22 protein-coding genes and 1 pseudogene are annotated in these 25710 nt (G+C 70.0%); 15 read left to right on the top strand and 8 right to left on the bottom strand.

Annotation, left to right across the window (positions count from 1 at the left end; all coding sequences use genetic code 11):
* The first annotated feature begins 200 nt into the window (after positions 1 to 200).
* From ftsW to ACFYWI_RS06370, 9 genes are all read left to right on the top strand, one after another.
* A complete protein-coding gene (gene ftsW, locus ACFYWI_RS06410) occupies positions 201 to 1568 on the top strand; it encodes a putative lipid II flippase FtsW (protein ID WP_389226323.1) in 1368 nt (455 codons plus the stop codon).
* A 6-nt stretch (positions 1569 to 1574) separates the two neighbouring features.
* A complete protein-coding gene (gene murG / locus ACFYWI_RS06405) occupies positions 1575 to 2669 on the top strand; it encodes an undecaprenyldiphospho-muramoylpentapeptide beta-N-acetylglucosaminyltransferase (RefSeq protein WP_389225989.1) in 1095 nt (364 codons plus the stop codon).
* 14 nt (positions 2670 to 2683) lie between these two features.
* On the top strand, positions 2684 to 3496 hold the full coding sequence (locus tag ACFYWI_RS06400) for a cell division protein FtsQ/DivIB (RefSeq protein ID WP_389225987.1): 813 nt from the start codon (positions 2684 to 2686) through the stop codon (positions 3494 to 3496).
* Between the two features lie 285 nt (positions 3497 to 3781).
* The gene (ftsZ, locus tag ACFYWI_RS06395; RefSeq protein ID WP_389225985.1) at positions 3782 to 4987 is read left to right on the top strand and encodes a cell division protein FtsZ; all 1206 of its coding nucleotides are present in this window, start codon (positions 3782 to 3784) and stop codon (positions 4985 to 4987) included.
* Complete coding sequence (gene pgeF, locus ACFYWI_RS06390; RefSeq protein ID WP_389225983.1) at positions 4984 to 5724, top strand: peptidoglycan editing factor PgeF; 741 nt, start codon at positions 4984 to 4986, stop codon at positions 5722 to 5724. Before ftsZ ends, pgeF begins: the two co-directional genes overlap by 4 nt.
* Positions 5721 to 6440 carry a YggS family pyridoxal phosphate-dependent enzyme gene (locus tag ACFYWI_RS06385; RefSeq protein WP_389225980.1) on the top strand — a complete coding sequence of 240 codons (720 nt, stop codon included), beginning with the start codon at positions 5721 to 5723 and terminating at the stop codon, positions 6438 to 6440. Before pgeF ends, ACFYWI_RS06385 begins: the two co-directional genes overlap by 4 nt.
* Before the next feature lie 123 nt (positions 6441 to 6563).
* Positions 6564 to 7169 carry a cell division protein SepF gene (locus ACFYWI_RS06380; protein WP_389225977.1) on the top strand — a complete coding sequence of 202 codons (606 nt, stop codon included), beginning with the start codon at positions 6564 to 6566 and terminating at the stop codon, positions 7167 to 7169.
* A gap of 70 nt (positions 7170 to 7239) precedes the next feature.
* Entirely contained in the window at positions 7240 to 7536 is a 297-nt protein-coding gene (locus tag ACFYWI_RS06375) for a YggT family protein (protein ID WP_389225974.1), read from the top strand.
* Positions 7537 to 7585: 49 nt separating this feature from the next.
* On the top strand, positions 7586 to 8695 hold the full coding sequence (locus tag ACFYWI_RS06370) for a DivIVA domain-containing protein (protein ID WP_389225972.1): 1110 nt from the start codon (positions 7586 to 7588) through the stop codon (positions 8693 to 8695).
* A 339-nt stretch (positions 8696 to 9034) separates the two neighbouring features.
* On the opposite strand, the gene ileS is transcribed toward ACFYWI_RS06370, so the two are convergent.
* The gene (gene ileS, locus ACFYWI_RS06365; protein ID WP_389225969.1) at positions 9035 to 12172 is read right to left on the bottom strand and encodes an isoleucine--tRNA ligase; all 3138 of its coding nucleotides are present in this window, start codon (positions 12170 to 12172) and stop codon (positions 9035 to 9037) included.
* 558 nt (positions 12173 to 12730) lie between these two features.
* Between ileS and ACFYWI_RS06360 the strand changes: the two genes are divergently transcribed.
* The 4 genes from ACFYWI_RS06360 to ACFYWI_RS06345 all read left to right on the top strand — a co-directional run bounded on the left by ACFYWI_RS06360 (position 12731) and on the right by ACFYWI_RS06345 (position 15793).
* Positions 12731 to 13720, top strand: a complete 990-nt coding sequence (locus ACFYWI_RS06360) for a TraR/DksA family transcriptional regulator (protein WP_389225966.1) — start codon at positions 12731 to 12733, stop codon at positions 13718 to 13720.
* A 71-nt stretch (positions 13721 to 13791) separates the two neighbouring features.
* Positions 13792 to 14352: a signal peptidase II gene (gene lspA / locus ACFYWI_RS06355; RefSeq protein WP_389225963.1), complete on the top strand. Its 561-nt coding sequence runs from the start codon at positions 13792 to 13794 to the stop codon at positions 14350 to 14352.
* A gap of 17 nt (positions 14353 to 14369) precedes the next feature.
* Positions 14370 to 15311, top strand: a complete 942-nt coding sequence (locus ACFYWI_RS06350) for an RluA family pseudouridine synthase (protein WP_389225960.1) — start codon at positions 14370 to 14372, stop codon at positions 15309 to 15311.
* A complete protein-coding gene (locus tag ACFYWI_RS06345; protein ID WP_389225958.1) occupies positions 15308 to 15793 on the top strand; it encodes a GNAT family N-acetyltransferase in 486 nt (161 codons plus the stop codon). The genes ACFYWI_RS06350 and ACFYWI_RS06345 overlap by 4 nt, the downstream gene beginning before the upstream one ends.
* Before the next feature lie 7 nt (positions 15794 to 15800).
* Here ACFYWI_RS06345 and ACFYWI_RS06340 read toward each other — a convergent pair whose 3' ends face one another.
* Positions 15801 to 16319, bottom strand: coding sequence for an SAM-dependent methyltransferase (locus ACFYWI_RS06340; RefSeq protein ID WP_389225955.1), 519 nt, complete (start codon positions 16317 to 16319; stop codon positions 15801 to 15803).
* Between the two features lie 423 nt (positions 16320 to 16742).
* Between ACFYWI_RS06340 and ACFYWI_RS06335 the strand changes: the two genes are divergently transcribed.
* Positions 16743 to 17489, top strand: a complete 747-nt coding sequence (locus tag ACFYWI_RS06335) for an SDR family NAD(P)-dependent oxidoreductase (RefSeq protein WP_389225952.1) — start codon at positions 16743 to 16745, stop codon at positions 17487 to 17489.
* A 24-nt stretch (positions 17490 to 17513) separates the two neighbouring features.
* Here the strand turns inward: ACFYWI_RS06335 and ACFYWI_RS06330 are convergent, their stop codons facing one another.
* Complete coding sequence (locus ACFYWI_RS06330; protein ID WP_389225949.1) at positions 17514 to 18602, bottom strand: mechanosensitive ion channel family protein; 1089 nt, start codon at positions 18600 to 18602, stop codon at positions 17514 to 17516.
* A gap of 23 nt (positions 18603 to 18625) precedes the next feature.
* On the opposite strand from ACFYWI_RS06330, the gene ACFYWI_RS06325 reads away from it, so the two are divergent.
* Positions 18626 to 19204 carry a dienelactone hydrolase family protein gene (locus ACFYWI_RS06325; RefSeq protein ID WP_389225946.1) on the top strand — a complete coding sequence of 193 codons (579 nt, stop codon included), beginning with the start codon at positions 18626 to 18628 and terminating at the stop codon, positions 19202 to 19204.
* Between the two features lie 6 nt (positions 19205 to 19210).
* Here the strand turns inward: ACFYWI_RS06325 and ACFYWI_RS06320 are convergent, their stop codons facing one another.
* From ACFYWI_RS06320 to ACFYWI_RS06300, 5 genes and pseudogenes are all read right to left on the bottom strand, one after another.
* Positions 19211 to 20764, bottom strand: a complete 1554-nt coding sequence (locus ACFYWI_RS06320; RefSeq protein ID WP_389225943.1) for a serine/threonine-protein kinase — start codon at positions 20762 to 20764, stop codon at positions 19211 to 19213.
* Positions 20761 to 22040 (bottom strand): annotated as a pseudogene (locus tag ACFYWI_RS06315) (RNA-guided endonuclease InsQ/TnpB family protein). Before ACFYWI_RS06315 ends, ACFYWI_RS06320 begins: the two are co-directional and overlap by 4 nt.
* An 81-nt stretch (positions 22041 to 22121) precedes the next feature.
* Complete coding sequence (locus ACFYWI_RS06310) at positions 22122 to 23771, bottom strand: alkaline phosphatase D family protein (protein WP_389225940.1); 1650 nt, start codon at positions 23769 to 23771, stop codon at positions 22122 to 22124.
* A gap of 154 nt (positions 23772 to 23925) precedes the next feature.
* The gene (locus ACFYWI_RS06305) at positions 23926 to 24747 is read right to left on the bottom strand and encodes a DsbA family protein (RefSeq protein WP_389225938.1); all 822 of its coding nucleotides are present in this window, start codon (positions 24745 to 24747) and stop codon (positions 23926 to 23928) included.
* Positions 24748 to 25021: 274 nt separating this feature from the next.
* Positions 25022 to 25699: a hypothetical protein gene (locus ACFYWI_RS06300; protein WP_389225935.1), complete on the bottom strand. Its 678-nt coding sequence runs from the start codon at positions 25697 to 25699 to the stop codon at positions 25022 to 25024.
* Positions 25700 to 25710: the final 11 nt, after the last annotated feature.

Below are 25710 nucleotides of genomic sequence, written 5' to 3'. Positions count from 1 at the left end.
TCGGGGGTGCCCGGAAGGCTCTCGGGGCAGCGGCCGGGACCGTACGCGCCGGCACCCGCGCTTCCGCCGTGCCCGCCACGTCCCCCACTGCCGGTGGCGCCGTCCCGACCGGTCACGCGGCGCCTGCTCGTCCAGGACGTCTCCCCCAGTGGCCTGCCAGGGCGTCGCGGGCGCTCGGAAGCACCCTCGCTCTCGCAGTCCTGCCGGTACCCGCACTCGCCGGCCCGCCCGGCCTCGCTCTGCGCGGCAGGGGTACCGGGGCAGCCGTGCCGCGGCCGCCCGCCGCCCCCGGCGGCAGCGGCCGCAGGACCGGCCTGCCCCGCCCGCCGCGCATCAGCGGGGCCCGCCGGCTGTTCGAGCAGGCGCGGCGGGCCTGGGACCGTCCGCTGACCGCCTACTACGTCATCCTCGGCAGCAGCATGCTGATCACCGTGCTGGGCCTGGTGATGGTCTACTCCGCCTCGATCATCAAGGCGCTCGAGCTCTCGCTGCCCGCCACGTACTTCTTCCGCAAGCAGTTCCTGGCCGCCGCCATCGGCGCCGGGCTGCTGCTGCTGGCCTCCCGCATGCCCCTCAAACTGCACCGCGCCCTGTCCTACCCCCTCCTGATGGGCGCCGTCTTCCTGATGGTGCTGGTCCAGGTCCCGGGGATAGGGCATTCCGTCAACGGCAACCAGAACTGGCTCTACCTCGGTGGCCCTTTCCAGCTCCAGCCCAGCGAGTTCGGAAAACTGGCACTGATCCTGTGGGGCGCGGATCTGCTCGCCCGCAAGCAGGACAAGCGGCTGCTGACCCAGTGGAAGCACATGCTGGTGCCGCTCGTCCCGGTCGCGTTCCTGCTGCTCGGTCTGATCATGCTCGGCGGGGACATGGGCACTGCGATCATTCTCACCGCGATCCTCTTCGGCCTGCTGTGGCTGGCCGGTGCCCCCACGCGCCTGTTCGCCGGTGTGCTCGCCGTCGCCGGACTGGTCGGCCTTGTGCTCATCAGGACCAACGAGAACCGGATGTCCCGGCTCTTCTGTGTCGGCGCCATCGACCTCGGTCCCAAAGGCGAGTGCTGGCAGGCCGTGCACGGCATCTATGCTCTTGCCTCCGGCGGATGGTTCGGTTCCGGTCTCGGTGCAAGTGTGGAAAAATGGGGTCAACTTCCCGAACCGCACACCGATTTCATCTTCGCCATCGCCGGGGAGGAACTGGGGCTGGCGGGGACGCTGTCGGTGCTCGCCCTGTTCGCGGCTCTAGGCTATGCGGGTATCCGCGTGGCCGGACGCACGGAGGACCCCTTCGTGAGGTACGCAGCGGGAGGTGTGACCACGTGGATCACGGCCCAGGCCGTGGTCAACATCGGTGCGGTGCTCGGCCTGCTGCCGATCGCCGGTGTCCCGCTGCCGCTGTTCTCCTACGGAGGATCGGCCCTGCTGCCGACGATGTTCGCCGTCGGGCTGCTGATCGCCTTCGCGCGAGAGGATCCCGCTGCGAAAGCGGCCCTGGCCATGCGGAGGCCCGGGGTGAGATGGAAGACGATGAGACGGCGCGTCAAGAAGCGTCCGTCCGGAGAGCGGTGAATTTCGGTGCATGTCGTACTCGCCGGTGGGGGGACCGCCGGCCACATCGAGCCAGCGCTCGCCCTCGCGGACGCCCTGCGCAGGCAGGACCCGAGCGTGGGCATCACGGCCCTCGGCACGGAGCGCGGGCTCGAGACCAGGCTCGTACCCGAGCGGGGCTACGAGTTGGCGCTCATCCCCGCCGTTCCGCTGCCGCGCAAGCCCACCCCTGAGCTGATCACCGTCCCCGGGCGGCTGCGCGGCACCATCAAGGCCGCCGAGCAGATCCTGGAGCGCACCAAGGCGGACTGCGTCGTCGGCTTCGGCGGCTATGTCGCCCTGCCCGGCTATCTGGCCGCCAAGCGCCTCGGTGTGCCGATCGTCGTCCACGAGGCCAACGCCCGCCCCGGTCTTGCCAACAAGATCGGGTCGCGGTACGCCGCGGGGGTCGCCGTCGCCACGCCCGACATCAAGCTGCGAGGTGCCCGCTACATCGGCATCCCGCTGCGCCATTCCATCGCGACGCTGGACCGTGCCCGGGCGCGTCCCGAGGCGCGCGCGGCCTTCGGGCTCGACCCCAACCTGCCGACGCTGCTGGTCTCCGGCGGCTCGCAGGGGGCGCGCCGGCTCAACGAGGTCATCCAGCAGATCGCCCCGGTGCTCCAGCAGTCCGGCATCCAGATCCTGCACGCGGTCGGCCCGAAGAACGAACTGCCGCGCGTGGACAACATGCCCGGCATGCCGCCCTATGTCCCGGTACCGTACGTGGACCGGATGGATCTCGCGTACGCGGCTGCCGACATGATGCTCTGCCGCGCGGGCGCGATGACCGTCGCCGAACTCTCAGCCGTGGGGCTGCCCGCCGCGTATGTGCCGCTGCCGATCGGCAACGGCGAACAGCGGCTCAACGCCCAGCCGGTGGTGAAGGCCGGTGGCGGACTGCTGGTCGACGACGCCGAACTGACCCCCGCGTGGGTCCAGGGCAATGTGCTTCCGGTACTCGCCGATCCGCACCGGTTGTACGAGATGTCCCGCGCGGCCGCCGAGTTCGGCCGCAGGGATGCCGATGATCTGCTTGTCGGAATGGTGTACGAGGCGATTGCGGCACGCCGGCAGGCGTGAGAAGGCAGGGGAGCGTGGCCGGACCGACCACCGCCGAGCGCGGTGCACGGAAATCCCCGAACGGCACGGACGGATCGGCCCGCCCGCCCCGCAGAGGGGCTGCGGACGGCCGGTCGCGCCTACCGGGGCCGCGTTCCCTGCTGATCGCCCTCGCCGCCACCGTGCTTGTCGCGGGCGGGATCTGGGTGCTCTACGGCTCCGCGTGGCTGCGCGCGGAGCGGGTGCGGACCACCGGCACCGACGTACTGAGCGTGCGCGAGGTGGAGAAGGCGGCGGCGGTGCCGATCGGGACCCCGCTGATTTCCGTCGACACGGACGCCATTGAGGCCCGGCTGCGGCACAAACTGCCCCGTATCGACTCGGCGGACGTCACGCGGTCATGGCCGCACGGGATCAGTCTGAAAGTGGCCGAGCGCAAGCCGGTTCTGCTGCTGAGAATGGGCACAAAGTTCGCCGAAGTGGACGTGAAGGGCGTGCGGTTCGCGACCGTGGACACCGGCGCGGCACCGAAGAACGTTCCGCTGCTCGAACTGGCGGCAGATGGGTCCCCGAGTCTGCGGCGGTTCGGAACCGACCGGCTGGTGGCCGAGGCGGTCCGGGTCCGCGCGGGACTTCCCCCGCAGGTCGCCGCCGACACCCGCACCGTGACCGTGCGCTCGTACGACGCCATCTTCCTGGAGTTGACCGGTGGTCGCACCGTTGTCTGGGGCAGTTCCGAGGAGGGTGAGGCGAAGGCCCGTGCACTGACCGCGCTGATGAAAGCCGAGCCCAAGGCCCGGCACTTCGACGTGACGGCCCCCACTGCCCCGTCCGTGGCCGGGAGTTGACGCACATCTGCGCTGGTTAACACCCTGGTTGGTCATTGCTGTGCGTGATCACATAGGGTGAAAAGAAAAACGGGAGGTTCGGCGTGTTCGTTGAACGTGCGCCACTTGTCGACTTAGTGTCCTGTTCGGAAGAGTCCAGGGAACAGTCACACTGGTAACCCTAAACTTCAGCGTTAGGGTTCGGGTCGGCAGCCAGGTTGGTCGGGCCGTCCCCATTCGACATCAGTCGTCGCAGCGCAGCCCCGCGAGGCGGCGACACGTAACTCGAGGCGAGAGGCCTTCGACGTGGCAGCACCGCAGAACTACCTCGCAGTCATCAAGGTCATCGGTGTCGGCGGCGGTGGTGTCAATGCCATCAACCGAATGATCGAGGTCGGTCTCAAGGGTGTCGAGTTCATCGCGATCAACACGGACGCGCAAGCGCTGTTGATGAGCGACGCCGACGTGAAGCTCGACGTCGGCCGTGAACTCACCCGGGGCCTCGGTGCCGGAGCCAATCCGGCAGTCGGTCGTAAGGCGGCAGAGGATCACCGCGAGGAGATCGAGGAGGTCCTCAAGGGGGCCGACATGGTCTTCGTCACCGCCGGCGAGGGCGGCGGCACCGGCACCGGCGGCGCTCCCGTCGTCGCCAACATCGCCCGCTCGCTGGGTGCCCTGACGATCGGCGTGGTCACCCGGCCGTTCACCTTCGAGGGCCGCAGGCGCGCGAACCAGGCGGAGGACGGCATCGCAGAGCTCCGCGAAGAGGTCGACACCCTCATCGTCATCCCCAACGACCGGCTGCTGTCCATCTCCGACCGTCAGGTGAGCGTGCTGGACGCGTTCAAGTCCGCGGACCAGGTGCTGCTGTCGGGCGTCCAGGGCATTACCGACCTCATCACCACCCCCGGTCTGATCAACCTCGACTTCGCCGACGTCAAGTCCGTGATGTCCGAGGCCGGATCGGCGCTCATGGGTATCGGCTCGGCCCGCGGCGACGACCGGGCGGTGGCCGCCGCCGAGATGGCGATCTCCTCGCCGCTGCTGGAGGCGTCCATCGACGGTGCCCGTGGTGTGCTGCTGTCCATCTCCGGCGGCTCGGACCTCGGCCTGTTCGAGATCAACGAGGCCGCCCAGCTGGTGAGCGAGGCCGCCCACCCCGAGGCGAACATCATCTTCGGCGCGGTCATCGACGACGCGCTCGGCGACGAGGTCCGGGTCACGGTGATCGCCGCCGGCTTCGACGGCGGACAGCCGCCGACCCGCCGGGAGAACGTGATCGGCTCCGCGTCGGCCAAGCGCGAGGAGCCGGCGAGCCCGGCCCGGACCGACAGCTCGCGTGCCTCGGGCGGCCTGGGAACCGTGCCGGTACGTGACGAGCCCGTCGCCCAGGCCGAGCCGGCACCGGTGGCGGGCGACTACGGCTCTCCGGCCGCGTCGCCGCAGGTTCCCTCGGCCCGTCCGTACGACACCCACGCCGAAGAGCTGGATGTCCCGGACTTCCTGAAGTGACAGTGCACCACGACGCGATACACGAGAGCGGCGCGCACTTCGCCTTCACCGACCGGTGGGGCGGGGTGAGCGCCGTTCCGTACGAGGAGCTCAACCTCGGCGGCGCGGTCGGCGACGATCCGGAGGCGGTGCTGACCAACCGCGCGATCGCCGCGAAGTCGCTGGGACTCGATCCGGCACACGTCGTGTGGATGAACCAGGTCCACGGCAAGGACGTCGCCGAGGTGGACGGACCATGGACCACCCCGGCCGTGCCGCCCGTGGACGCAACCGTCACCGCGCGGCGCGGGCTCGCCCTCGCCGTGCTCACCGCGGACTGCACTCCCGTACTGCTGGCCGACCCGGTCGCCGGGGTGGTGGGCGCGGCGCACGCGGGCCGCCCCGGAATGGTCGCGGGCATCGTCCCGGCGACGGTCGACGCGATGAAATCGCTCGGCGCCGATCCGGAACGGATCATCGCCCGCACCGGACCGGCCGTCTGCGGTCGCTGTTACGAAGTGCCCGAGCAGATGCGGGCACAGGTGGCCGCGGTCGAACCCGCCGCCTGGTCCGAGACCAGCTGGGGCACCCCCGCTGTCGATGTCACCGCCGGGGTCCATGCCCAGCTCGAAGCGCTCGGGGTGCGCGACAGGCAGCAGTCGCCGGTGTGCACACTGGAATCGCTTGACCACTACTCGTACCGCCGCGACCGCACGACCGGGCGGCTCGCCGGATACATCTGGCTGGAAGAGTCATGACCGACCGCAGAACCGAACTCGCCGGGAACCTGGCAGCGGTGGAGGAACGTATCGCCTCCGCGTGCGCGGCCGCGGGCCGCAAGCGGGAAGAGGTGACCCTGATCGTGGTCACCAAGACCTATCCCGCCGAGGATGTGCGTCTCCTCCACGAGCTGGGAGTTCGCCATGTGGCGGAGAACCGGGACCAGGACGCCGCCCCGAAGGCGGCGGCGTGCACGGATCTGGATCTCATCTGGCACTTCGTCGGTCAGTTGCAGACCAACAAGGTCAGATCTGTAGCGAGTTATGCCGATATTGTGCAGTCTGTCGACCGCCTCAAGCTCGTTTCGTCGCTGTCCGCAGCGGCGGCGCGTGCGGAGCGTGAACTGACGTGCCTGATCCAGGTGGCGCTCGACGCGGAGTCGGGGCTGCGCGGGGAGCGCGGAGGCGTAGCGCCCGGCGGCATCGAGGAATTGGCCGCGGGGATCGCGCGGTCGCCCGGACTGAGGCTCGGCGGACTGATGACCGTCGCGCCGCTCGCAGGGCCGTACGCGGGGCGGCAACAGGCCGCGTTCGAGCGGCTGATGGAATTCTCGTCAAGCCTGCGCGCGGACCATCCTGCTGCGAACATGGTGTCAGCAGGGATGAGTGCGGACCTCGAACAGGCCGTGGCGGCCGGAGCGACACATGTGCGCGTCGGCACTGCGGTGCTCGGAGTCCGACCCCGGCTCGGGTAACGTCGCGAAGCAAGTCGGACCACAGTAGAAAATATGGTCATTCCCGCCCAAAGCGGGCAGACCGAGTGGATCGCGGGCACTTGGTGACGAGGCCGATCCACCACAGAGCGGAGGACTCAGAGAATGGCCGGCGCGATGCGCAAGATGGCGGTCTACCTCGGCCTCGTGGAGGACGATGGGTACGACGGCAGGGGATTCGATCCCGACGACGACTTCGAACCCGAGCCGGAGCCGGAGCGTGAGCACCGGCGGCACCAGCCCCCGCATCAGGTGGAGCGGGAGGAGCCGGTGCGGGTGGTGGCGCCGCCCGTCCAGCGCGAGCCGGTACCCCTTCCCGTCGACAGTGGGCGCCCGGCGCGAATCGCGCCCGTGGCATCCATCACACCTGAACGCCCGAGCCTGGAGAAGAACGCACCCGTGATCATGCCCAAGGTCGTCTCCGAGCGGGAGCCGTACCGCATCACCACGCTGCATCCGCGGACCTACAACGAGGCCCGTACCATCGGGGAACACTTCCGGGAGGGCACCCCGGTGATCATGAACCTCACCGAGATGGATGACACGGACGCAAAGCGACTTGTCGACTTTGCGGCGGGACTCGTGTTCGGCCTGCATGGCAGCATTGAAAGGGTTACGCAGAAGGTGTTCCTGTTGTCTCCTGCTAACGTCGATGTCACGGCGGAGGACAAGGCCCGGATCGCTGAGGGCGGATTCTTCAACCAGAGCTGAGATACGACAACGGGAACGACCCGGCCGCAGGGCCGGGAAACACGAGAGCCAGGGGAGAGGGAAGCGCGGGATGGGCGTCGCACTGGATGTGGTCTACGTCGCGCTGATGTGCTTCCTCATCGTGCTGATTTTCCGGCTGGTCATGGACTACGTCTTCCAGTTCGCTCGTTCATGGCAACCCGGTAAGGCGATGGTGGTCGTTCTGGAGGCCACCTACACTGTCACCGATCCACCGCTCAAGCTTCTGCGGCGGTTCATTCCGCCGCTGCGTCTCGGGGGCGTGGCACTCGACCTGTCCTTCTTCGTTCTGATGATCATCGTCTACATCCTGATCTCCCTCGTGAACAGGTTTGCGAGCCAGGTGTGAGCGATACGGTCCTGCCAGCTGCCGACGACTACGTAGAGGTGAAGAAGAGATGCCGCTGACCCCCGAGGACGTGCGGAACAAGCAGTTCACGACGGTCCGCCTCCGAGAAGGCTATGACGAGGACGAGGTTGATGCCTTCCTCGACGAGGTCGAATCCGAACTGACGCGTCTGCTGCGTGAGAACGAGGATCTGCGCGCCAAGCTGGCCGCCGCCACGCGTGCCGCTGCGCAGAACCAGCAGCAGCAGGCCATGCGCAAGCCGCCGGAGCCGCAGGACGGCCGTGGTCCGGGGGCTCCCGTGCCCGCCGCCATATCCGGACCGCCGGTCCAGCAGCAGCCCCCGCAGATGGGCCCGCCCCAGCTGCCCGGTGGCGCCCCGCAGCTCCCTGCCGGTCCCAGCCACGGCGGCCCGCAGGGCGGCATGGGCGGTCCGATGCAGGGTGGCCCCATGCAGGGTGGCCCCATGGGCGGTCCGATGGGTGGCCCGATGGGTGGCCCGATGGGTGGCCCCATGGGCGGTCCGCAGATGCCGCAGCAGGGCCCGGGCGGTGACAGCGCGGCCCGAGTGCTGTCCCTCGCCCAGCAGACCGCCGACCAGGCGATCGCCGAAGCCCGCTCCGAGGCCAACAAGATCGTCGGTGAGGCGCGTTCGCGTGCCGAGGGCCTGGAGCGCGACGCGCGCGCCAAGGCGGACGCGCTCGAGCGGGACGCGCAGGAGAAGCACCGCGTCGCGATGGGCTCGCTGGAGTCGGCCCGCGCCACGCTGGAGCGCAAGGTCGAGGACCTGCGCGGCTTCGAGCGCGAGTACCGGACCCGGCTGAAGTCCTACCTGGAGAGCCAGCTGCGTCAGCTGGAGACCCAGGCGGACGACTCCCTGGCCCCGCCGCGCACCCCCGCGACCGCTTCGCTGCCGCCGTCCCCGTCGATGGCTCCGGCCGGTGCGGGTGCGATGGGCCACACCATGGGCGGCAACCCGTCCATGGGCCAGCAGATGGGTGGCCACGGTCCCTCGTCCGGCGGCCCGTCGTACGGCGGTCAGCAGCAGATGTCGCCGGCGATGACCCAGCCGATGGCACCGGTGCGGCCGCAGGCGCCGCAGCCGATGCAGCAGGCGCCGTCGCCGATGCGGGGCTTCCTGATCGACGAGGACGACAACTGACGGCGGGTCGCGCGGAACGCGCGTAGCCGTCGGCAGGCAAAGGGCCGGGCCCGGGACATGACGTCCCGGGCCCGGCCCTTTGCCGTGTCCGGGGGCGGTGGCAGGGACGCTGCGCGGGGCCCTTTCCCCACCCCGCCCCGTCCCCGAACCGGGGACAGGCCCCCAGCCCCCGTACGGCCTGCGGCCGTGGCCTCGATCGCCGGACGGGCTGCATGTGCCACACGCAGCCCCGCCGACGATTGAGACGCGGGGGTCCGGGACGGAGCCCCGGTTACGGGGCGGGGTGGGAAAACCCGACGGGCCCGGCCAACTGCGTGGCCGGGCCCGTCGGGACGGGGCTTACGCCTTGCGGAGGCGGAACGTCAGGGCGAGGCCCTCGTCCGTGAACGGGGAGCCGTAGGTGTCGTCCCCGGATCCCGTGGCGAAGTCCGTCGCCAGGACCTCGTCCGCGATCAGGGTCGCGTGGTCGGCCAGGGCCGAGGAGACGTCGGGGTCCGTGGAGGTCCAGCGCAGAGCGATGCGGTCCGCGACGTCCAGGCCGCTGTTCTTGCGGGCCTCCTGGATCAGGCGGATGGCGTCGCGGGCCAGGCCCGCAAGCCGCAGCTCCGGGGTGATCTCCAGGTCGAGGGCCACCGTCGCTCCGGAGTCGGACGCCACCGACCAGCCCTCCCGCGGTGTCTCGGTGATGATGACCTCCTCCGGTGAGAGGGTGACCGGCGAGCCGTCGACCTCGACGGTCGCCGTGCCCTCGCGCAGGGCCAGCGACAGGGCCGCCGCGTCCGCCGCCGCGACCGCCTTGGCCACGTCCTGGACGCCCTTGCCGAAGCGCTTGCCCAGGGCGCGGAAGTTCGCCTTGGCGGTGGTGTCCACGAGCGAGCCGCCGACCTCGGAGAGCGAGGCGAGCGAGGAGACGTTCAGCTCCTCCGTGATCTGGCCGTGCAGTTCGGGGGAGAGGGACTCGAAGCCGCTCGCCGCGACGAGCGCACGGGACAGCGGCTGGCGCGTCTTCACCCCGGACTCCGCACGTGTCGCGCGGCCGAGTTCGACGAGTCGGCGCACCAGGGCCATCTGCGAAGAGAGGGTCGGGTCGATCGCGGACAGGTCGGCCTCGGGCCAGGTGGACAGGTGGACCGACTCGGGGACCTCAGGGGTCACCGGGACGACCAGGTCCTGCCACACCCGCTCGGTGATGAACGGGGTGAGCGGGGCCATCAGACGGGTCACCGTCTCGACGACGTCGTGCAGCGTCCGCAGTGCCGCCTTGTCGCCTTGCCAGAAGCGGCGGCGCGAGCGGCGTACGTACCAGTTCGACAGGTCGTCGACGAAGGAGGACAGCAGCTTTCCGGCACGCTGGGTGTCGTACAACTCCATCGCCTGCGTGACCTGGTCCACCAGCGCGTTCAGCTCGCTGAGCAGCCAGCGGTCCAGGACCGTGCGCTCGGCCGGGGCCGGGTCGGCCGCCGACGGCGCCCAGCCGGACGTACGGGCGTACAGCGCCTGGAAGGCCACCGTGTTCCAGTAGGTGAGGAGGGTCTTGCGCACCACTTCCTGGATCGTGCCGTGGCCCACCCGGCGGGCGGCCCAGGGCGAGCCGCCGGCGGCCATGAACCACCGCACCGCGTCCGCGCCGTGCTGGTCCATCAGCGGGATCGGCTGCAGGGTGTTGCCCAGGTGCTTGGACATCTTGCGGCCGTCCTCGGCGAGGATGTGGCCCAGACACACCACGTTCTCGTACGACGACTTGTCGAAGACCAGTGTGCCGACCGCCATCAGCGTGTAGAACCAGCCGCGCGTCTGGTCGATCGCCTCGGAGATGAACTGCGCCGGGTAGCGCTTCTCGAAGATCTCCTTGTTCTTGTACGGGTAGCCCCACTGCGCGAACGGCATCGAGCCCGAGTCGTACCAGGCGTCGATGACCTCGGGAACGCGCGTCGCCGTCGCCCGGCAGGTCGGGCAGGGGAACGTGACCTCGTCGATGAACGGACGGTGCGGGTCCAGCGCCGACTGGTCGGTGCCCGTCAGCTCGGTGAGCTCGGCGCGCGATCCGACGCAGGTGAGGTGGCCCTCCTCACAGCGCCAGATCGGCAGCGGTGTGCCCCAGTACCGGTTGCGGGACAGTGCCCAGTCGACATTGTTGTTCAGCCAGTCGCCGAAGCGGCCGTGCTTGACCGATTCGGGGATCCAGTTCGTCCGCTCGTTCTCCTCGAGCAGCCGGTCCTTGATCGCGGTCGTGCGGATGTACCAGGACGGCTGCGCGTAGTACAGCAGGGCCGTGTGGCAGCGCCAGCAGTGCGGATAGCTGTGTTCGTACGGGACGTGCCTGAACAGCAGCCCGCGCGCCTGAAGATCGGCGGTGAGCGCCTCGTCGGCCTTCTTGAAGAAGACGCCGCCGACCAGCGGCAGGTCCTCCTCGAAGGTGCCGTCGGGGCGGACCGGGTTGACCACCGGCAGGCCGTACGCGCGGCAGACCCGGAGGTCGTCCTCACCGAAGGCGGGGGACTGGTGGACCAGACCCGTACCGTCCTCGGTCGTCACGTAGTCGGCGTTGACCACGTAGTGGGCGGGCTCGGGGAATTCGACCAGCTGGAAGGGTCGGTCGTACGTCCAGCGCTCCATCTCGGCGCCCGTGAAGGTCTCGCCGGTGGCCTCCCAGCCTTCGCCCAGGGCCTTCTCCAGCAGCGGTTGGGCGACGACGAGCTTCTCCTCGCCGTTCGCCGCCACGACGTAGGTGACCTCGGGGTGCGCGGCGACCGCGGTGTTGGAGACCAGGGTCCAGGGAGTCGTCGTCCAGACGAGGAGCGAGGCCTCGCCGGCGAGGGGGCCGGAGGTCAGCGGGAAGCGGACGAAGACCGAGGGGTCGACGACGGTCTCGTAGCCCTGGGCCAGCTCGTGGTCGGACAGGCCGGTGCCGCAGCGCGGGCACCAGGGGGCGACGCGGTGGTCCTGGACCAGCAGGCCCTTGTTGAAGATCTCCTTGAGCGACCACCACACCGACTCGATGTACGCCGGGTCCATCGTGCGGTAGGCGTCGTCCAGGTCGACCCAGTAGCCCATGCGGTTCGTCAGCTCGGCGAAGGCGTCCGTGTGCCGGGTCACCGACTCGCGGCACTTGGCGTTGAACTCCGCGATGCCGTACGCCTCGATTTCCTTCTTGCCGGAGAAGCCGAGCTCCTTCTCGACAGCGAGCTCGACCGGCAGACCGTGGCAGTCCCAGCCGGCCTTGCGGGCGACGTGGTAGCCGCGCATGGTGCGAAAGCGCGGGAAGACGTCCTTGAAGACGCGGGCCTCGATGTGGTGTGCGCCGGGCATGCCGTTGGCGGTCGGCGGGCCCTCGTAGAACACCCACTCGGGGCGTCCCTCGGACTGTTCCAGGCTCTTGGCGAAGACCTTGCTCTCGCGCCAGAAGTCGAGCACGGCGTGCTCGAGGGCGGGCAGGTCGACCTGGGCGGGCACCTGTCGGTACTGCGGCGGTGTCATCGGCGGTCTCCTCCGGCGGACTGTTCGTCGTTCCGTCGGAGGGACGAGAGCGCTGCGCTCCCGCGGTACCACCCTCCTTGGCGGTGCCCACGGACACCGCCCCCTCATTGGGGTCGCGACGCCGGGTCTACTCGCCTGACGGCTTTCTTCCGGCAGCTCCGGGGTGATGCTTCACTTCGCGCTCGCCCCCGGGCTCGCACCGTCCCCGGGTCGCTCATGACTGCGTCCGACGTTACTGGTCCCCATCCACGCCTCTCGCTGCGCCCAGTGTACGGGCCCCCACCCGGGGCGGCCGACCGCTTTTCCCGGTGGTTCGCGGGCGGCCCGCCCCCACCTGCGCACATGACCCGAATGGCCATATGGCGCCCCGGCGGATCGGGCGGCCCCCCGGGTGGCGATTACCGGGCGGGGAGCTGGGCACAACGGATGCATGCCCGTCGCGACGCAGCCCGGGGCGGGTCGAATCGGCGGCGTGCCCCGTTGCCGCGGGGCTGGGGTCGATTTATCGTCCCAGCACGATTCGCGAGCAAGATCACAATATGTGAAGGGGCCGCGGCCATGGTGGCGAAGAAGACAGCCGAGAAGTCGGCGTCCGCACGGTCCGCCGTCGCTGATGCGGCGGGCAAGGGTGCGAGCGGGATGAAGAGCACCGTCGCGAGGAAGACCGCGGCAGCCGGCAAGTCCGTGGCGAAGCGGGCTGCCGCGAAGAAGACCACCACCGAGACGACCATGGCCAGGACGAAGACCACCGCGAAGAAGGCCGCCGAGAAGGCGGAGAAGCCTGCCGCGAAGTCTGTCGACAACGAGAAGCCCGTCGACAGGACGACGGTCGGGAGGAAGACAGCCGGGAAGAAGGTCACCGGCAAGAAGGCCACTGCGAAAAAGGCCGCTGCCGAGAAGGCGGCGACGAAGAAGACGGAGTCGGCGTCGCGCAAGGCACCGGCGAAGAAAGTGACAGCCAGAAAGGCGACCGCCAAGAAGGCGACTGCCACGAGAACCGCGGCCGCGCCGGCCGCGAAGAAGGCCGCGTCCGCGGCCGCGAGGTCGGCCAAGGCCGCGAAGCAGACAGGAGCCACCACGGTGGGAGCAGCGAAGAAGACCAAGAGCCCGGTGGCGTTGCCCACGGCGCGTACGACGGCCGCGGTCGCAGCGGGTGAGCTTGCGGTACGGCCTGGCGAGGACCAGTGGACCGAGGACGAGGTCACCTCCGCGCGGGCCGAGCTGGAGAGCGAGGTGTCCCGGCTGAACGCCGAGCTCACCGCCTCCGAGGTGGCACTGACCGGTCTGATGCGGGACTCCGGGGACGGAGCCGGTGACGACGACGCCGACACCGGGACGAAGAACATCACGCGTGAGCACGAGATGGCGCTCGCCGCGAACGCCCGGGAGATGCTGGAGCAGTCCGAGCGGGCGCTGCTGCGTCTGGACGCGGGGACGTACGGACTCTGCGAGAACTGCGGCAACCCGATCGGCAAGGCCCGTATGCAGGCGTTTCCGCGCGCGACACTGTGCGTCGAGTGCAAGCAGAAGCAGGAGCGACGGGGCTGAGTCAGCGGTCGGCGCCGTAGCGGTGTGCCGTACCCTCGTGCACAGTCAGGCACCTAGGCAGAGGGACTCACGTGGCAGAGGCGGAGCGCATCATCGGTACGCCAGATGTTGACGACGAGGCTGCGGCGCCCGCCGAGCAGCCCAAGGGCAGGCGCAGGATCGCCGTGCTCTTCGCGGTGGCTCTCGTGGCTTATCTGCTCGACCTCGTCAGCAAGATGATCGTGGTGGCGAAGCTGGAGCACCATGAGCCGATCGAGATCATCGGCGATCTGCTGAAGTTCGCGGCGGTGCGGAACCCGGGTGCCGCGTTCGGCATGGGCGAGGCCTTCACCGTGATCTTCACCTTCATCGCGGCGACGGTGATCGTCGTGATCGCCCGGCTGGCCCGCAAGCTCTACAGCCTGCCCTGGGCGGTCGCACTCGGCCTGCTGCTGGGCGGGGCGCTCGGCAACCTCACGGACCGGATCTTCCGCTCGCCCGGCGTCTTCGAGGGCGCGGTCGTGGACTTCATCGCGCCCGCGCACTTCGCTGTCTTCAATCTCGCGGACTCCGCGATCGTCTGCGGCGGACTCCTGATCGTGCTGCTGTCGTTCAAGGGGCTGGATCCCGACGGGACCGTCCACAAGGACTGACAAGGCATACTCGACGGGTGAGTACGATTCCCGAGTTCCGAACCCTGCCCGTACCCGACGGCCTCGAGGGCGAGCGCGTCGACGCCGCCATCTCCCGGATGTTCGGGTTCTCCCGCACGAAGGCGGCCGAGCTGGCCGCTGCCGGAAAGGTGCAGGTCGACGGCTCGGTCGTCGGAAAGTCAGAGCGCGTGCGCGGCGGCGCCTGGCTCGAGGTGGAGATGCCGCAGGCACCCGCGCCGGTCCAGATCGTGGCCGAGCCCGTCGAGGGCATGGAGATCGTCCACGACGACGACGACATCGTCGTGATCGTCAAGCCGGTCGGTGTGGCCGCGCACCCGAGCCCCGGGTGGTCCGGGACCACGGTGATCGGCGGGCTCGCGGCTGCCGGATACCGGATCTCGACATCGGGTGCGGCCGAGCGGCAGGGCATCGTGCACCGGCTGGACGTGGGCACCTCGGGCCTGATGGTGGTCGCCAAGTCGGAGCGGGCGTACACCCTGCTGAAGCAGCAGTTCCGGGAGCGCACGGTCGACAAGCGGTACCACGCGCTGGTGCAGGGCCACCCCGATCCGCTGAGCGGCACGATCGACGCCCCCATCGGCCGCCACCCCAACCACGACTACAAGTGGGCGGTCACGGCCGAAGGCAAGGCGTCGGTGACGCACTACGACCTGATCGAGGCGTTCCGGGCCGCGTCGCTGCTCGACATCAAGCTGGAGACCGGGCGTACGCACCAGATCCGGGTGCACATGGCCGCGCACCGCCACCCCTGTGTGGGCGATCTGACATACGGCGCCGACCCCACGATGGCCAAGCGGCTCGGGCTGACCCGGCAGTGGCTGCACGCCGTGCGGCTCGGCTTCGAGCACCCGTCGGACGGCCAGTGGGTCGAGTTCGAGAGCAACTACCCCGACGATCTGCAGCAGGCTCTGGACACGATCGAGGCGGAGAGCGCATGAGCGCTCCCGCGTCCGACGCCTTCGTCGTACGGGTCGCGGTGGACCCGGCCGACCGGGAGACGTGCTTCGCGGTCCGCAAAGAGGTCTTCGTCGCCGAACAGCAGGTGCCGCCGGAGATCGAGTACGACGCCTACGACGCGGCGGACGCCGACACGATCCATGTCCTCGCCGTCGGACCCGACGGACCGCTCGGCACGGGCCGGCTGCTGCACGGACCGGCCGCGGCCGGGAAGACCGGCGGCGATACGACGGTCGGCTCGCTCGGCCGGCTCGCGGTGACCAGGGCGGCCCGCGGACTCGGCGTCGGCGCGGCCCTGGTGCGCGCGATCGAGGACGCGGCCCGGGACCGGGGGCTCGCCGCCGTGGACCTGCATGCGCAGACGCATGCGACAGGCTTCTACGAGCGGCTGGGTTACGTGGCGTACGGGGCGGAGTTCCTGGACGCGGGAATCGCGCACCGGGCGATGCGGCGGGTGCTGTAGAGCTCGCTCACGCGACGGTGACGTGGATGCCGAGCAGTGTGGAGCGCCGGGCCTTCTCACGCACCGTGACGGTGGCCCATCCCGGCCAGTCCAGCTTGGGCAGCAGAACGGCCTCGAGCTCGGAGGCCCTGTCGGGCTCCGGAGGCTCGTAGAACAGGGAGAACGTGCCGAGCGGGGCCAGCAGGCTCCGCACCAGGCTCAGCTCGCGGGCGGCCGTCTCCACCCAGAACACATCGACGTTCACCGCGAAGATCTTGTCGTAGCGCTCGGGGGCCGGTTTCAGCTCGGCGAGTGCGGTGTGCCGCAGCTCGGCCCGCCCCCTCGCGAGATGCGCGGCGTTGCGCTGCCGGGCGCCCGCGACGGCGTGTGCCGAGCGGTCGATCGCCGTGATGGTGCCGGTACGGAGCCGGTCGGCGACCAGGGCGACGGCGATGCCCCGGCCGCAGCCGATCTCCAGCAGACGGTCGTCCGGCCGGACGGACAGCTGCTGGACCGCCCAGGCGAGTCGTTTCGGCGTTCTGATCACACAGCCGACGGTAGCGACACCCCCGGCCGCCTGCGCGCCGCGTGCACCCGCGCCCGCCTTCGTGTGGACTACCTCCGGAGGGGCCGCAGCGTCCCGGGCACCGGCCTGCCGGGGGAGGCGCGGCACCCGTGCCCGCCTGGCCGACGCCTGTGACAAAGGGCGCGGACGCCCTCCGGGCCGTCCGCGCCCGGATCACCGGCGCCCCGGGCACGGGGCGGCCACCGGACCACGGCCCCCGCCCTGTCGGCGCCCGTGGCGGAGGCCGTGGACGCCCTCCGGGCCGTCCGCGCACCGGCGGGTGACCCCGGCGCGCGGGCACGGGCCTGCCACGGGACCATGCAACCGTGCGCCGCCCGCCACGGGAGCCCCCCACCCCCGCGTGGACCCGCGGCCCGGGGCGGGGTCGCTGGATAGGATCCGGGCATGGCGCGCACCGTGGTGATCAGTGGTGGGGGGACCGGGATCGGGTTCGCGGCGGCGGAGGTGTTCGCCGCGGACGGGGAGCAGGTCGTGCTGCTCGGGCGGCGGGAGGACGTCCTCGCGCGGGCCGCCGGGCGGCTCCCCGGCGCCGCTCACTGCGCGGCCGACCTCAGCGAGCCGCAAGGGGCCCGCCGGGCCGCGGAGTTCATCGAGCGGGAGTACGGCGCCGTCGACGTCCTGGTGCACAGCGCGGGCGGCAACGGCGGACTCGAGCAGCGGCCCGAACACATGGACGCGCTGGAGGCAGTCGCCCACGACTGGACCGTCAACTTCAAGCTGAACACCCTCACTGCCGCGCTGCTCACCGAGGCGCTGCAGGGCCATCTGGCCACCCCCGGCGGCCGGGTGCTCTTCGTCGGCTCGATCGCCGCGTACCGCGGCTCGGGCCCGGCCCCGTACGCCGCCGCCAAGGCCGCCCTGCACCCGTACGCCTTCCAGCTCGCCCGCCGGCTCGGGCCACGCGGCATCACCGTGAACGTCGTGGCGCCGGGCTATGTCGAGGAGACCGACTTCTTCGGCGGCGCGTTTCCCGAGGAGCGGCGCGCGGCGCTCGTCGCCGAGACCTGCACCGGGCGGGTCGGCCACCCGGGAGATGTGGCCCAGACCCTGCGCTGGCTCGCCTCACCGGCCGCCGGGCACATCACCGCCCAGGTCATCCAGGTCAACGGCGGCGCGGAACGCGGACACTAGGTAACGCGGATGTCAGGGCACGCCCTAGCCGCGGCCGGTGCGTGCGACCTCCTCGCGGGGAGTGTGTGTACCGGGTGGCTCGACGGCCTGCGCCATGGAGATCCGCGGCAGCGCGTAGGGATGGTGGTCGCACAGCCAGGCGATCAGCTGCTCGCGCACCGCGCAGCGCACCGTCCAGACGTCGTCCGCGTCCTTGGCCGTGACCACCGCCCGCACCTGCATGGTGGTCGGTGTGGTGTCCGTCACGGCGAGCGACCAGTCGCGGCCGTCCCAGGCCGGGCACTCCCGCAGGATGTCCCTGATCTTTTCCCGCATTTCGGGCACCGGTGCCGAGTGGTCCAGATGGAAGAAGACGGTCCCGGTCATCTGCACCCCGCCGCGTGACCAGTTCTCGAAGGGCTTGCTGGTGAAGTACGAGACCGGCATGGTGATCCGGCGCTCGTCCCAGGTCCGTACCGCGAGGAAGGTGAGGGTGATCTCCTCCACCGTCCCCCACTCGCCGTCCACCACCACTGTGTCGCCGATCCGCACCATGTCGCCGAAGGCGATCTGCAGCCCCGCGAACAGGTTGCCCAGCGTCGACTGGGCGGCGATACCGGCGACGATGCCGAGCACACCGGCCGACGCGAGCATCGACGCGCCGACCGTACGCATGGCGGGGAAGGACAGCAGCATCGCGGCGACCGCCACCACCCCGACCACCGCGATGACGACCCGTTGGATCAGCGTCACCTGGGTACGGACCCGGCGGACCCGGGCCGGGTCGCGGGTCGTGGTGGCGTAGCGGGCGTACGAGGACTCGACGACGGCGGTGGCGATCCGTACGACCAGCCAGGCCGAGGCGGCGATCAGCGTCAGCGTCAGTATCTGGCCGATGCCCCATGCGTGGTCCCGGACGACCTGGAGGTCCGCGTGCCTGAACGCCCCTCTGAGCAGGGCGGCGCCGAGCACGAGGAGGAGCGCGACGCGGCAGCGGCGCAGCAGGCCCCACAGTGGTGTCTCGGGGTGCCGGGCGTCTGCCCGGCGCAGCATGAGGTCGGCCAGCCAGCCCACGAGTAGCGTGAGCACGACCGAGCCTCCGACAACGATCAACGGACGCAGCACGTTCTCCATGCCTTCGAACGTAACCTGACCCGATGAACATCATGCTTTTCCATTCGACATACGGTCTGCGGCCTGCCGTGGAGGCGGCTGCCGAGCGGCTGCGGGGTGCGGGGCACGAGGTGTGGACGCCCGACCTGTTCGAGGGCAGGGTTTTCGATTCCGTCGAGGCGGGCAGGGCGTACAGGGACGAGGTCGGGCTGGATGAACTGCTGAAGCGGGCAGTCCTGGCTGCCGCGCCGCTGTCGGAGCGGGGGCTCGTGTATGCGGGGTTCTCGCTCGGGGCGGCGTTCGCGCAGAACCTGGCGCTCGGTGACGAGAAGGCGCGCGGACTGCTGCTGTTGCACGGCACGTTCGAGATCGCGGAGGATGCGTCGGTCGACGAGCTGCCGGTGCAGCTGCATGTCGCGGACCCCGACGCCTTCGAGCCGCACGACTGGCTGACCGCCTGGTATCTGCGGATGGGCAAGGCCGGTGCGGATGTCGAGGTGCACCGCTACCCGGGCGCCGGACATCTGTACACCGACCCGGACCTCGCCGACTACGACGAGGAGGCCGCGGAACGGACCTGGCGGGTGGCGCTCGGCTTCCTGGAGACCCTCGCGGAGCGCTAGGGGTTGTCAGTCGCGGGTGCAGCGGCCTGTGGGACTGCCGGCCGGCGGGCGGCACTGCAGAGCAAAGTCGGTCGAACTCGAGCTCAGATAACGCCCTAGGCAGGTGTTCGCGGAGGTCCGGCCGCGCTCGGCACAGAAGTTGAGCGCGGCGCGGCCGTCGGCGAACGGGCCGGGCGCGTAGATCACCCAGAAGCCCGGCCGTAACGACGCGTAGTCGTCGCTGCGTACGAATACGGCTTCGGGGACGGTCCGGCGGATCTTGGCGAGCCGGAGGTCCCGTGCGGCGGTGCCGGATCCGACCGGCTCGGAGAAGAGCTGGGCGATCCACTGCCCGGAGGGCGGCGGCTCGCTGCTCGGCATTCGAGTCGGAGTCGGCGGCGTCCGTGTCGGACTGGGAGACGGACTCGGGGTGGGCGCCGGGAGGGGGCGCGAAGCCGTACTCGGCGTGGGCGTGACCGGAGCCGTACTGCCCTTGCCGCCGGCCGTGCCGCCCGTGGTGCCTCTCCCGTGTTCGCGCAGCGCGAGCACGAGTGCGGTCGCGGCGGTGATCGCGACCGCCACGGCGATCACGGCGACGACGACGGGCGTACGGTTGCCCCGGCTCTGCGACGGAGGTGCCGGCTGCGGCACCTGTGCAACGGTCGGGCGGGGGCTGTCCAGCTGTGTGGGGACGGGCGGTACGGGTCCCGGCGGCATCGGCGCCGTCGTCGTCGGCTGCGCCCAGTGCGGCGTCGCCCCCGCCCCCGCCTGCGCCTGCGCCTGCGCCTGCGCCTGCGCCAGCATCGCGTCCAGCCGTGCCGCATCGGGCCGGGCCGCCGGGTCCCGGACCAGCACGGCCTGGAGCACAGGTGCGAGCGGCCCCGAGCGGACCGGCGGCGGTACCGGCTCGTCGAGCACGGCCGCCAGGGTGGCCAGCGTGGAGCCGCGGCGCAGCGGGCTGACGCCTTCCACGGATACGTAGAGCATGAGCCCGAGCGACCACAGATCCGCGGCGGGATCGTCGTTGCGGCCGCGGAGGCGTTCCGGGGCGATGTACTCGGGCGAGCCGATGAGTTCGCCGGTGGCGGTGAGGGAGCTCGCGCCTTCGAGTGCCGCGATACCGAAGTCGGTGAGAACGGCGCTGCCGTCGGGCCGCAGCAGGACGTTGGCGGGCTTCACATCCCGGTGCTGGATGCCCGCGGCGTGCGCCGCCCGCAGGGCGGAGAGCACCTCGCGGCCGATCCGCGCCGCCCGGGCGGGCGTCAGCACGCCCTCGTCGAGCCGGTGCTGGAGCGTGTCGCCGGCCACCAGCTCCATCACGATCCACGGATGCGGATCGCTGTCGACGATGTGATGGACCGTCACCACATGCGGATGGCTGAGCCGTGCGAGCGCCCGGGCCTCGCGGAGCACACGCTCGCGCACGGCACCGGACGCTCCCGCGTCGGATCTGACGGCTTTCAGGGCGACTTCGCGGTGGAGCACGGTGTCGCGAGACCGCCACACCGTGCCCATGCCGCCACTTCCGAGCCGCTCGATCAGCTCGAACCGCCCGTCGATCAGGTCCCCCGGCGCATTCATGGCGCCAGGTTAGAGGCTCGACTCCTGGGAGTCGTAGGTGTAGTCCCTGGCCTGCGTGCCTCAAACCGAGAGGTGCGTCCCTCGGTCGCCCGAGGATCTTCCTGCTTCGTTGCCGCCTGCCCGCCCGGATTCCTCCGTTGGGGTCTTACACCAGCTCCACAGGCCGACACCGCCCGCCCGGCGGCCAGAAGGGCCTTCGCCGCATTGTCGTCCCTATCGTGGGAGGTGCCACACGAAGGGCACAACCATTCGCGGACGTTCAGAGGCAAGGTGGGTATTAGGTAGCGGCATTTTGAGCAGGTTCTGCTCGATGGGAACCACCGGTCCACCGCAACGAGTTCGCGGCCGTACCACTCGGCTTTGTAGGTCAGCATGGTACGGAGTTCCCCCAGGCCGCGTCAGAGATCGCGCGGGCCGACGGGCGGTGCTTCAGAAGCCCTCGCACATGTAGATCTTCGATGACGATCGTTTGGTTGTCACGAACGAGTCGAGTGGTGAGCTTGTGCAAGTGGTCCCGTCTGCGATCAGCAATCCCCGCGTGGATGCGGGCGACCCTGATCCGTGCCTTCTCCCGGTTCTTCGAGCCTTTCTCCTTGCGAACCATTGCCCGTTGCGCTTTGGCCAGACGTGTGCGGTCCTTGCGTTCATGTCGAGGATTGGCGATCTTCTCGCCGCTGGACAGGGTGGCGAGATGCGTCAGTCCGACATCGACGCCCACCGTCGCATCGACGGCCGGCAACGACTTGATACTTGTGTCTTCCACGAGAATGCAGACGAACCAATGGTCTGCCCTGTCTCGAACCACGGTCACGAGAGTGGGGGTCGCGTCCTCGGGCAAGGGGCGTGACCAGACGACGGCCAACGGCTCGCGCATCCTGGCAAGCTTGAGGAGGCCATCGCGCAGCCGGAACGCCGATGTCGTGTACTCCGCCGAAGCCTTGGACCTCTTGCGGGACTTGTACGTGGGATAGCGCGCGCGCCCGTCGGAGAAGTTGCTGAACGCGCCCTGTAGATGCCGAAGTGCCTGCTGCGGAGGAACCGAGGAGACGTCCGACAGACAGGCGAGCTCATCGGTGCGCTTCCAAGTCGTCAGCATGGCCGAAGCCTGGTTGCAGGTGATGCGTTCTTGCCGTCCGTACCAAGCCGTAGTTCGTGCATCCAATGCGAGGTTGTAGACCTTGCGGACGCAGCCAAAGGTGCGGGCGAGCTCGGCTGCCTGCTCTTCGGTGGGGTGAAAACGGTACTTGAATGACCGTTTCACGGGCTTGGCGTGCATGGCTCACAAGGTATGTGTGACCTTGTGAGCCATGACGTCGCTTTCTGAAATTGCTCGCAACTGCCCGAGTTGGATCGATCCTCAGAGCACCGGCTTGTTCACACGCTCGACCTTCTGCGTTCCGCTGAGCGTGCGATAGGAGCGGGCCCACTTGGTGGTCGCGCCGCTCTGCGTGCGGTCGGACAGGACATAATAGTCCATTTGTGAGCGCTCGGCCGTGACATCGAGGACGCCGTAGCCGTGGCTGTCCATGTCCAGCCACTTCACATGCCGGTTGGCCGCCTTGATCGCCGTCGAGGCGACGAGCGAGACGGTGCCCGGTGCGACATGGAGGAGGTCGTTCAGGTTGTCGGAGGTCACCGACGTCACCACGAACTCGGTCGCCGCCGACTTCGACAGCGGATACGTCGCCGCCTTGACCGGGACGTCGTTCGCCCATGCCATGTGGATGTCGCCGGTGAGGAAGACCGTGTTCTGGATCCCGCGCTGCGTCAGATGGGCCAGCAGCTCCTTGCGGTCGTCGGTGTAGCCGTCCCACTGGTCCACGTTGATGGCGAGGCCCTCGGCGGGAAGGCCCAGCAACTCGGCTATCGGCCCCAGCAGATGGGCGGGCAGCGAGCCGAATGCGACCGGCGAGATCATCACCGAGGTGCCGACCAGCCGCCAGGAGGTGTCCGAGGACGAGAGCCCCGCCTTCAGCCAGTCCAGCTGGGCGCGCCCGGTGATGCTGCGGTCCGGGTCGTCCACATCGCCGTTGCCCACGCTCGACTGCTGCGATCTGAACGACCGCAGATCCAGCAGGTGGAGGTCGGCGAGCTTGCCGAAGCGCAGCCGGCGGTAGACGGTGCCTTCGGTCGAGGCGCGCACCGGCATCCACTCGAAGTACGCCTGCTTGGCGGCCGCGGCGCGGGCCGCCCACTCGCCCTCGGCGCCGGGCGTGTGGTTCTCCGCCCCACCGGCCCAGGCGTCGTTGGCGATTTCGTGGTCGTCCCATATCGCGATCACCGGGTGCGCGGCGTGCAGCGCCTGCAGATCGGCGTCGGTCTTGTAGGTGGCGTGCCGCAGGCGGTAGTCGGCGAGGGTGACGATCTCGTGCCGGGGCTCGTGCTGCCGTACGACGTACTCCGGGGCCGGGTAGCCGCCGGTCGCGTACTCGTAGATGTAGTCGCCGAGATGCAGGATCGCGTCCAGGTCGGTCCGGGCGGCCAGGTGCCGGTAGGCGGAGAAGTAACCCGATTCCCAGTTGGCGCAGGAGACCACGCCGAAGCGCACGCCGGACGGGGCGGCGTCGGCGGCCGGGGCGGTGCGGGTGCGGGCGACCGGAGAGACGGTGGAGCCGGCGGTGAAGCGGAAGTAGTAGGCGGTCGACGGGCGCAGGCCCCTGACGTCCACCTTGACGGTGTGGTCGGAGGCGGCCTTCGACGTGGTGGTGCCGCGGGCGGCGAGGCGGGTGAAGCCCTTGTCCTCGGCGACCTCCCACGCCACTTCGGTGTCGGCGCCCTTGCCGGAGCCCGGCACCGCGTCGGCGCTCGGGGTGATGCGGGTCCACAGCAGCACGCCGTCGGGCAGCGGGTCGCCCGAGGCGGTGCCATGGAGGAACGCGGGTCCCTGGTCGGCCGCCGAAGCGACGGAGGAGGTGGCGGCCGCGATGACGGGAGCGGCTACTGCGGTGGCGGCCGCGGCCTTGACGACCGTACGGCGGCTCGGAGTTGAGGAAAATCGACTGGTCACGGCCGATCAGACTACTGATCGGTACGTCGAATGGGCGAGCGAACGGAAAAAGTTCGCCCGCCCATCGAGAGCGGTCAACCGGACGGTTGCCGGCCGGTCCGCGGACCCGGACCGAGATGCAGTTGTCTGGGCTGGTTCAGGCTGTTTCGGCTGTTCAGCCCTTGAGGGCCTTGTCCACCACCGTGTTGAACTCCTCGACCGTCAGAGGCGGGTTCTCCTGCGCACCCACACTGAGCTTCTTGCCGTCCATCTTCAGCGTCGGCGTGCCGCCGACACCGCTCTTGTCGAACACGGCCGACATCTTCATCGCCCAGGCGTCGAAGGTCCCGTCCTCGACGTTCTTCTTGAACTCGCTGTTGTTCTTCAGGGCCGGCACCGAGTCGGCCACCTTGAGCAGATACGAGTCCTTGGCGAACGTGTCGTCGCTCTCCTTCGGGTGGAACGGCTGCGAGTAGAGCGCCGACTTGTAGGACATGAACGCCTCGGGGCTGACGTTCAACGCCGCGCCCAGCGCGCTGAGCGCGTTCTTGGAGCCCTGGCCGTTGATTGACTTGTCGCCGTCGATGAAGGTCGCGCCGATGTACTTGACCTTGTACTTGCCGGCGTCCACGTCCTTCTTCACCGTCTCGCCGACCGCCTGCTCGAAGGTCGCGCAGACCGGGCAGCGCGAGTCCTCGTACAGCTCCAGGGTCTTCTTCGCGGACGGCTTGCCGATGACGACGGTCGTGCCGTTCTTGCCCTCGGTGTTCTTCGGCGCGGTGATGTCGCTCGCATCGGCCGCCGACTCCCAGTGGCTCGGCTTGTTGGCCTGCATGATGCCGTAGCTGATGCCGCCCGCGGCCGCCAGCACACCGATGGTGGAGGCGATGACGATCAGCTGACGGCGGGTCTTGTCCTTCTTGGCCTGGCGCTCGCGCTCCTGGCGCAGCCGCTCGCGGGCCGCGGACTTGTTGGCCTTGCTGTTGCGTGCACTCATGATCATGACTCCGGATGGGGGGCGTACCGGCATGGCGGTACGCGAGGTGGGACCGGGTGAGGGGAACTGCCGCGGGCTCAGCCCCTGTCCGGGCGGTCTTCTCGGGCCCGCGACGACAGTTGGGGCACCTCGCTGAGCTGCCGGAGTCGCCCACGTACGTCCGGTACGAGAGCGATCCTCCGCCTGGCGATGCGTCCCCTCGGCCCTCCGGACCCGGGGTGACCCCATGCATCTGACGCCGCGGGCTGATCCTCGAGGATCGCCCGGACAGGACCTAGCCGGGAACGGCGGTCGCGCGCGGCGGTCCCCTCCGCCCGACGAAGTGCACCGACAGGCGGGTACGGGACACCCGGGCCCGGCCCGGCGCGCGGCGTGCGCGCGCGGGCAGCGGCGCGGACATGCCGTCCTGCGCGGCGACCGCGAGCAGCAGCGGCCGGAAAGTGAACGCGCCCACGGTCCGCAGCACGGAGGCGAGCGCCCTCTCGCCGCGCCGCAGCCACGCCGCGGCCAGCAGCCCGACCGACACATGGGCGGCGAGAAGCAGCCAGGGCAGTCCGGGGGCCCGGGAGTTCAGCAGGGCGGCAAGGCCGCTGTCGGGCGACAGGGGCGCGCCGACGGCCGTGCCACCGCACAGCACGTCGAGTCCGAACGAGCGCAGCGAGCCGGTGACCGGGCCGCCGGCGGAGCCGTAGCAGGCATGCTGGCCCGCGGTGAAGACGGTGTCCGCGGCCAGCTCCAGCGGGACCAGCAGCGCGGCGATCCGCCAGAAGCCCTGCTCCCGGCCGCCGAGCGCGAAGGCGATGGCGAAGACCGCCGCCGAGAGCCCGGCGACGGTTGTCAGCGGCAGCGGGACCCGGGACAGCAGCACATGGGAGGCGGCGGACAGCGTGACGACCAGTGCGGTGAAGATCGCTGCCCGCAGCCCCCTGAGCTGCATTCCGGAGATGTTCATCGTCCGCGAGT

The organism is Streptomyces sp. NPDC002889 (assembly GCF_042888425.1).
GTDB lineage: Bacteria > Actinomycetota > Actinomycetes > Streptomycetales > Streptomycetaceae > Streptomyces.
Note: the sequence above shows the minus strand (reverse complement) of the source record. Positions and strands in the feature narration are given on the sequence as shown.